The sequence below is a fragment of the Acidovorax sp. CF316 genome (assembly GCF_000276605.1).
Classification (GTDB): domain Bacteria; phylum Pseudomonadota; class Gammaproteobacteria; order Burkholderiales; family Burkholderiaceae_C; genus Acidovorax.
Genome location: NZ_AKJX01000241.1, coordinates 1 through 8,768, shown reverse-complemented (window position 1 = coordinate 8,768; position 8,768 = coordinate 1). Strand labels below are relative to the sequence as shown.

5 protein-coding genes are annotated in these 8,768 nt (G+C 71.4%); 2 read left to right on the top strand and 3 right to left on the bottom strand.

Annotated elements, in window-relative coordinates:
- Window positions 1-293 precede the first annotated feature (293 nt).
- Complete coding sequence (locus PMI14_RS28325) at window positions 294-2,045, top strand: hypothetical protein (protein WP_007860028.1); 1,752 nt, start codon at window positions 294-296, stop codon at window positions 2,043-2,045.
- Between the two features lie 21 nt (window positions 2,046-2,066).
- On the opposite strand, the gene PMI14_RS28320 is transcribed toward PMI14_RS28325, so the two are convergent.
- Together PMI14_RS28320 and PMI14_RS28315 are read right to left on the bottom strand one after the other, a co-directional pair.
- Window positions 2,067-2,681 carry a hypothetical protein gene (locus PMI14_RS28320; RefSeq protein ID WP_007860027.1) on the bottom strand — a complete coding sequence of 205 codons (615 nt, stop codon included), beginning with the start codon at window positions 2,679-2,681 and terminating at the stop codon, window positions 2,067-2,069.
- Between the two features lie 146 nt (window positions 2,682-2,827).
- Window positions 2,828-3,571 (bottom strand): LuxR family transcriptional regulator, encoded by a 744-nt coding sequence (locus PMI14_RS28315; RefSeq protein WP_007860026.1) that lies wholly within the window; start codon window positions 3,569-3,571, stop codon window positions 2,828-2,830.
- Between the two features lie 250 nt (window positions 3,572-3,821).
- Between PMI14_RS28315 and PMI14_RS35135 the strand changes: the two genes are divergently transcribed.
- Entirely contained in the window at window positions 3,822-4,910 is a 1,089-nt protein-coding gene (locus PMI14_RS35135; protein WP_007860025.1) for a hypothetical protein, read from the top strand.
- Window positions 4,911-4,936: 26 nt separating this feature from the next.
- Here PMI14_RS35135 and PMI14_RS28300 read toward each other — a convergent pair.
- Window positions 4,937-8,768: GH36-type glycosyl hydrolase domain-containing protein (locus tag PMI14_RS28300; RefSeq protein ID WP_007860024.1), on the bottom strand; the 3,832-nt coding region annotated here is incomplete at its 5' end.

Below are 8,768 nucleotides of genomic sequence, written 5' to 3'. Positions count from 1 at the left end.
TTTCTTTGGCGAAGCAAAGAAAGGTACCTCGGCCGCCGGGCCGAGACCCGGCCTCCGCCCTCAACAAAGGCATGCCACCAAAAAAACACGGCACCCAACATCAGCTAACATCCCACCCGCGGTACAAGCCGCCCCCGGGCCCGCGGGAAGGGTTGAACCCACTTGCAGAAGGCAGCACGACCGGACGAGTAAAACAGTCCACCGCTCGCTGCCTTCAACCACACGCCTATCCAACGCCTTTTGTGCAGCCGGATCTGCGGGCCATCGGCACCTGATGCACGGAGGTACCCTTCATGACGACGACGCCCTACGGCAAGCGCCTTCCCGCCCGGCCCGACATCGGCCATCTCAAAAAACAGGCCAAGGATCTCCTGGCCCTGTACCGCATCCCGGACCCCACCAGCTCCCCCACGGCCTTCGAGCGCTTTCGCGCCGCGCTGCCCGCCGCCGCGGGCAAGGACGACGCCACCCTGGCCGCCCAGGGCCTGCGCCTGCACGACGCGCAGTCGTGCATCGCGCGCGAATACGGCTTTGCCTCCTGGGCCGACCTGCAGGGCTTTGTCGCCGCGCGCCGGGCCCTGCTTGATGGCGACCCGGCCCGCGCGGTGCTGCACTGGCTGGGCCTGGTGTATGCGGGCGATATCTCGGGCAGCATGAACCGCGCGCGGCCCGCGGTGGCCGCGCGCCTGCTGCAGGACAACCCGGCCCTGCTGGCCGGCAGCGGCAACGGCAGCGCCACCGGCGACGCCCCCTACCTCGCCTGCGCCACGGGCGACGAGGCCGTGCTGCGCCAGGCCAGCGCGCAGGACCCCGGCTGGGTGCACCGTGCGGGCGGCCCGCTGCAGTTGCCGCCGCTGGTGGCCGTCACGCACTCGGCGCTGCTGCAGCTGCCCGCCTACCGTGAGCGCCTGCGAAACTGTGCGCGCTACCTGCTGGCCGCTGGCGCCTCGCCCGACCAGTCGGTGGGCAACCGCTGGCCGCCGGCCTCGCTGCAGGCGCCCGACGCGGCGCACCCGCTGTCGGCCCTGTACGGCGCCGCCGGCTGCAACCACGACCCCGAACTGACGAAGCTGCTGCTCGGTGCCGGCGCCCACCCCGACGACAACGAATCGCTCTACCACTCGCTGGACCAACCCGAATGCACCCGGCTGCTGCTCAAGGCCGGCGCCCGCATCACCGGCACCAACGCCATGTACCGCGTGCTCGACCTCGATGACCTGGCGACCCTGCAGCTGCTGCTGGCCCATGGCGGCGATGCCAACGAGCCGCCGCCGGGCCCACCCACGTCGGACTGGGGCTCGCTGCTGCTCTGGGCCATCCGCCGGCGCCGCTCGCCCGCGCACGTCGCGGCCCTGCTGGCCGCCGGTGCCCGGCCCGACGCACGCACCCAGGACGGCACGCCCGCCCGCACCATGGCCCTGCGCTACGGCCTGACCGAGGTGGCGCAGCTGCTGCACGACGACGCCGAGAACACAGACAGCAACAGCAACAGTGGCGCACCGCTCGCCCCGGACGAAGCCTTCATCGCCGCCTGCGCGCGCGGCGACGAGCCGGCGGCCCGCGCCATCCAGGCCGCGCACCCCGGCATCATCGGCACGCTCGGCCCCGCCCAGCGCCGGCTGCTGCCCGAGCTCGCGGCCCAGCAGGGCTGCGGCGAGGCGGTGCGCACCATGGTGCGCCTGGGCTGGCCCATCGAGGACCGCGGCGGGGACTGGGATGGCTCGGCCCTGAACCAGGCCGTGTTCCGCGGCGACTCCACGCTCGCCCGCTTCCTGCTGGAGCACGGCGCCGACTGGCGGGCCATGCACGGCTTTGGCGACAACGTGATCGGCACGCTCTCGTGGGCCTCGCTCAACCAGCCCGTGCCGGACGGCGACTGGGTCGGTTGCGCCCAGGCCCTGGTGGCCCATGGCATGCCCGGCGTGCGGCCCGACCCCGAGGGCCTGGACGACGGGGCGGTGCTGCTGGGCACGCACCGCAGCCGGTTCTCCGAAGAGGTGGCCGACTACCTGCTGGGCGCTGCGCCCCGGAACGCCGCCGCCTGATCCCGCGCCCCGGGCCGGGGCTTACTGGCAGGCCGTGGTCTGGTTGCCGTAGACCACGCTGGTGATGGGCATGTTGAAATTGAAGCCTGCCGGCAGGTTGTTGATGGTGCCCACCACCAGCCGCTCGCCCCGGGCCAGCGGGCGCACGCTGTACAGGCTCGCGCTGGCCAGGTTCATGAGCGCCGTGTTGGGGTCCACCTCCGCGGGCTTGAGCGTCAGGGAGTAGGCCGTCTGGTTGTGCACGAAGCGCCAGCCGTACAGCGAAAAGCTCCAGGGGTCCTGCGGCCCGTCATTGACCACCGACACCTGCACCGCGCGGTTGCCCGGATCGACCTGCAGCATCAGCGTGCCCGCCCGCGCGTTGGACGCAAACACCGGCGCATTGCACAGCAGGCCCGAAGCCGCCTGCTCGCTCACCTTGGTGGGCACGAAGGTCGCGGCCAGCGGGTTCCACTGCACCTCCAGGATGTAGCGGCGACCCGCGTACTCCACATTGTTGATGCGCAGGTTCTGGCCATCCACCACACCCACCTGGGATGCCGCAAGATTGATCTGCACCCCCTGCGCCTGCACGGCCGCGGGGCTCATCACGGCCAGGGCGGCCAGGCAACTCAGTACGGAAAAGGCAGTCTTCATGGAAAGTCGTCTCTCAAAAAAGAAAAGGAAAGGAAAAAACAGACAAAAGCAGTGAAGACCCGACCATATCGGCGCAGCGCACGGGCATGAACTGTCAGATATGACAGTGCGCCCACCGCCTGGAACTGGCAGCATCCAGAGAGGTCTCAAAACGGGCTGGGCTGTATCAACCCCAGCAACAGAGCCCGCGCAATCGCGTGCTGGCGGCTGAAAACGCCCAGCTTCTGCGCCACCGTGTGGAGGTGGAAATTGGCCGTGCGCTCGGAGATGTGCAGCAGGCACGAGATCTCCCACGAGGTCTTGCCGTCGGCGGCCCAACGCAGCACCTGCTGCTCGCGCGGGCTCAGCGCAGGGGGCTGCAGCGGCATGGGCGCCAGGCGGCGCATGGCCTCGTGCACGTGGGTGGCCAGCAGGTGCGCATGCGCCTGGACCTGTGCCATGTCGGCCTGCGCGGCGCGGCCCGTGCGCGAGACCGTGCCGCTCAAGATACCCAGCTCCCCGTGGGGCGTGTGCAACGGCACGCTCAGGCCGGTGCGCAGCCCGTGCTCGGCCGCCTCGCCCATCACGCGCCGGGCGTTCGGACAAGGGCCGCCGCCGGGCACCTCGTGCCACAGCACCGGCAGGATGTTGCGGCTGCAGTAGCGGATCACCGGGTCGTGCGCATGGTGGGCCTGCGCCATGTAGTGGTCCGTCCATCCCGGCGGGTAGCCGTCCACCATCAGGATGCTCGACTGCGTGAAGTTCTCCGGTACCCTGAGCGCATACACGAAATGCTCGAACCCCAGCTGCTGCGCCAATGCCTGCATCTGCCCATGCAGTGCGGGCAGGTCGGCGCTGCGCAGCACCGCCTGGAGCGACTCACGAAATTGCGGCAGTGTCATCAGGGTCATGGGGCTGTGGGATCCGATGGGAGCGCGCCTTGCATGCGGCGCGGGCCATTACATGCGCAACCAGGCATTGCAAAGATGTCCGAAATCGAGCGCCTGTAACCCTTCGTTTCACAGCGGCGCACTGGCGCCAGCGCAGGCGTCAAGTCCTACCGGCGGCACACCGTTGGCCCTACCCTGGCCCGCACCCGGCGCATCCAACATGGCAGGCATGGTGGCTCCCATGCCACCGCCATCCTCCAAGGAGCACCCCATGTCGACACCCTCCCCCTTCCGTTCGCACCGCCGCCTGGCGGCTCCGCTGTTCGCCGCCTCCCTGCTGGCGCTCGCCGCATCACAATCCGCGCAGGCCCAGGGCGGCTTCGGCAGCGCCAGCCCGGCCACGCCGTCCACCGTGACCATCGGCACCCCCAGCAACCCCAGCACGCCGAGCAGCAACAGCAGCATCGGCAACACCTCCGTGCCCGGCAACATCCCCAGCGGCATACCCAGCAGCGGTAACGTGGGCAATGCCACCACCAGCACCTCCAACATCCCTGGGAGCGTGCCCAGCAGCAATAACAACAACAGCAACAACGTCGGCAACATGACCAGCACCACGCCGGCCACCAGCAGCACCACAACCACCGCCACCACACCCAGCAGCAACAGCAGCATCGGCAACACCAGCATTCCGGGCAACATCCCGAGCGGCATACCGAGCAGCACCAGCATCGGCAACCCGGGCAGCAGCACCTCCAGCATCCCGGGTGCCGTACCCAGCAGCGGCAACACGCCTGCAGGCACCCCTGGCAACACGGGTAGCGCCACCGGTACCACCGGCACGGTCGGCAACAGCACTGCCACCACTGGCAGCGCCCCTGCGGGTACCACCACCGGCATGGGCAACAGCACCGGTACGCCGGGCACTGCCGGCACCCCCGCCGGCACCCCCGCCGGCAGCGCCACAGGCGGCACTGGCGGCACAGCGGCCGGACCCGGGACGGCCGGCACAACCGGGGCCACGGGATCCCCCGGCGGCACAGCGCCAGGCGCCAGCAGTGGCGCGGGCGTGAGCAGCGGTGCACCGGGCGCCAGCGGCACCGGTATAGGTGCGGCCGCGCCAGGGCCGTCCGGCACCGGCTCGGGCGGCAGCGTCAGCGCGGGATCTCCTGGCGGTGCCACCGGCGCAGGTGTGGGTTCTGGTGCAGGTGCAGGCTCCAGCGCAGGGCCTGGGCCCGGTGCGGGCGCGGCGGGCGTGGGCGCCGGCGCTCCAGGTGCCGGTGCAGCGGGTGCTGGCGTTGGCGGGCCAGGTGCGGCCGGTGCAGGCGCCGGTGCAGGTGCGGGCGCTGGTGCTCGCTGACCACGCGACTGCCTCTGCCCCAGTGCTCAGTCCCCCCGCAGCAAGCCGATCCGCAAGCGGTGCTCGCCCTCGGCAAGGGTGACACGCAGCGGCCCGGTGCCACACACCAGCGCAAGCCCGTCCAATTCCGCCGAGGCCACCCTGGCCTCCGCTCCGGGCGGGCCCGAGGCGGTGAATTCGATGCGGTAGACGGCCCCCGCCACGTCGATGCGCGCCTCGAAGCCCGGCCATTCGGCAGGGATGCACGGGTCGATCACCAGCTCCTGCCCCTCGCGGCGTAGGCCCAGGATGCTTTCCACGCCGGCTCGGTACATCCAGCCCGCGGCGCCGGTGTACCAGGTCCAGCCGCCGCGCCCGGTGTGCGGTGCCACCGAATAGACATCGGCCGCCACCACATAGGGCTCCACCCGGTAGCGCGCCACCTCGGCAGGCGTGCGCGCATGGTGGATGGGGTTGACCAGCGCGAACAGCGCGTGCGCCCGGCTGCCGGCCTGCGGGTCGTTGCGCAACTGGGCGCGCGCCATGATCGCCCACATGGCTGCATGGCTGTACTGCCCGCCGTTCTCGCGCAGTCCGGGCGGGTAGCCCTTGATATAACCGGGGTCGTGCGGCGTGGTGTTGAACGGCGGCGTGAACAGCAGGGCCAGGCCCTCCTGCGGCAGCACCAGCTTGTCGCCCAGCGAGGCCATGGCGATCAGCGCCCTTGCCGGGTCGGCCGCGCCCGAGAGCACCGCCCACGACTGGGCTATGGAGTCGATGCGGCACTCCTGCCCCTCGTGGGTGCCGAGCCACGTGCCATCGTCGAAGGTCGCGCGCCGGTACCAGGCGCCGTCCCAGGCCTCGCGCTCCAGCGCAGCGCGCACCGATTCGGCATGCATGCGCCAGCGCGCGGCACAGTCGGGGTCGCGGGCATCCGCCAGCGGCGCCATCAGCGCCACCGTGCGCACCAGCAGCCAGCCCAGCCACACGCTCTGGCCCCGGCCCTCCTGGCCCACGCGGTTCATGCCGTCGTTCCAGTCGCCGGTGCCCATGAGCGGCAGGCCCAGGTCGCCGGTCAACTCCATGGCCTGGTCCAGCGCCAGTGCGCAGTGCTCGAACAGCGTGGCCGAGGCCTCCGCCGCCATCGGCTGAAAGAAGGCGTCGTGCTCGCCGGACTGCAGCGGTGGCCCATCCAGGAAGGGGATGGCCTCATCCAGCACCGCCGTGTCGCCCGACACCTGCACATAGCTGGCGGTGGCAAACGCCAGCCACACCCGGTCGTCCGAGATGCGCGTGCGCACGCCCTGGCCCGAGTGCGGCAGCCACCAGTGCTGCACGTCGCCTTCGGCAAACTGCCGGCCCGCGGCACGCAACAGGTGCGCACGCGTCTCCTCGGGGCGGGCAAAGGCCAGCGCCATGCCGTCCTGCAACTGGTCGCGAAAGCCATAGGCCCCGCTGGCCTGGTAGAAGGCCGAGCGCGCCCAGACGCGGCAGGCCTGCGTCTGGTACAGCAGCCAGCCGTTGAGCAGGATGTCCATGGCCCGGTCGGGCGTGCGCACCTGCACGGCGCCCAGCAGGCTGCGCCAATGGCGCGACACCTCCTGCAGCAGCGCATCCACGTCGATCGGGCGGTAGCGGGCCACCAGGGCCAGGCTTTCGGCGGCCGAGGCGCATTGGCCGATGAAGCCGGTCACCTCCCGGTTCTCCCCGGGCTGCAGCGTGAGCGTGCACTGCAGCGCCGCGCAGGGGTCGCGCCCCGCAGCGCCGCCGCCAGACAGCGTTGCGTGGCCCCGAAGCGCAGCAGGGTCCGCCAGGCTGCCATGCCGCCCCAGGAACTCGGTTCGGTCGGTGGTCCAGGCGGTCTGCTGCCCGCCCAGGTCGGCAAAGGCCACGCGGCCGGCAAACGCCGTGCTCCAGGGGTTGCGCGCCAGCAGCACGCCGCTGTCCGCATCGCGCTCCGCCAGGATGAACGGGGCCGATGCCCCGCGCGAGGTGCCCAGTACCCACTCGGCATACAGCGTCACCGTGATCTGCCGCACCTGCGCCGTGCGATTGTGCAGGGTCAGGCGCGAGACCTTGACCGGGTCGGCGATGGGCACGAACTGCAGCAGCTCCAGCGCGATGCCATGGGCTTCGTGCAGAAAGCGGCTGTAGCCATGGCCATGGCGCGCCGTGTAGGTGCCGTTGCCGCGCAGGGGCTGCGCGGTGGGGCCCCACAACTGGCCGCTGGCATCGTCGCGCACGAAGAAGGCCTCGCCCGCCGGGTCGCTCACCGGGTCGTTGGACCAGGGCGTGAGCTGGTTCTCGCGGCTGTTGCCGGCCCAGGTGTAGCCGCTACCGTCGGCCGACACGTGAAAGCCGAAGCCCGGGTTGGCAATGACGTTGATCCAGGGCGCGGGCGTGGTGGCCCCGTCGCGCAGAACGGTCACGTACTCCGTGCCATCCTTGTCGAAGCCGCCCAGGCCGTTGAAGAACTCCAGGCCCGCCGTGTCCGGCGCGGGGGCAGGTTCGTACGGTGGCTGCGGTGCCGGCGCCATCACCGGCCTGGCCACCACTTCGGGCGCCTCCTGCGCGGGCATCATGGCCAGCTGCTGGGCAATGGGGCCGCGCCGCGCCACCAGCGCCACGCGGGCGATGGACTGCAGCAGTGCGCGTGAAGTCGCATCCATGAGGTCGGCACGCAGCGTGTGCACCACGCCGTGCGCCAGCGACTCGCCCAGCCGCGGCCGCGACTGGCTGCTGCGCACGGCCGTCTCGATGGCGATCTGCAGGTCCTGCACGTACGACGACGCCCGCTCGTTGATGACCACCAGGTCCACCCCCAGGCGCTTCATGCGCCAGTACTCGTGCGCCTGCAGCAACTGGTGCAGCTGGGCGATGTCCTCGATGTCGTCGATGCGCAGCAGCACGATGGGCAGGTCGCCCGAAATGCCGTGCTGCCACAGGCCCGACTGCGGGCCCGCGCCGCGCGCGATGGCATCGGCCGGTGCGCGAAAGCGTGCGTCCGCATACAGGATGGGCGCCGCCAGGCGCTGAAAGTCCGCCGCCGCATCGGCGTCGATGCCGATGTGGCGCAGCTGCACCTGGGCCTGGGTCCAGGCCAGGGTGCGCGCGCGCTCGAAGGCGCTGCGGTCGTGGTGCTGGTCCAGCAGGTCGAGCAGCGCCTCGCGCGTGGGCGCCACCAGCGTCCAGAAGGCCACGCGGGCCATCTGCCCGGGGGCGATGCGCACACGCTGGCGCAGCGCGAACACCGGGTCCAGCACCGTGCCCACGGTGTTGGACAGCGCACCGCCGCCATGCACCGCCAGCGCATTGCGCGCCGTGCGGCCCCGGCCGAGGAACAGGCCCCGGTCGGTCTCGTACTGCGCCGGGGCCGCCACCGTTCCCTCCACCACCGCAAAGTGTGCGGCCCACACCCCCGCCTCGCCCGGGCTGCGTGCACGGCGCGTGGCCAGCAGCGCGCCGAACTCGGGCAGGTACTCGGTCTGCACGAACATCTTGGAGAACGCGGGGTGCGCGTTGTCGGCCGCGGGCGGGGCCAGCACCAGCTCGGCATACGAGGTCAGGTCGATCTCGCGCGCACGCGGGCCGGTGTTGACCAGGGTGACCTGGCGCACCTCGCCATCGGCCTCGGCCGACACGATCACCTCGGTGGTGGTGGTCATGCTGCCGTCGTGGCGCGTGAAGGCCGCATGGTCCTCGGCAAACGCCACCTCGTAGCTGTCGGCCGCGCGGCCCGAGGGCTCCGCCGCCGCGGACCAGGTGCGGCCGCTGTGCGCATCGCGCAGGTAGACATGCGAGCCCCAGTCCTCGCTGGTGGCGTCCTCGCGCCAGCGGGTCACCGCCAGGTCGCGCCAGCGGCTGTAGCCGGTGCCGGCC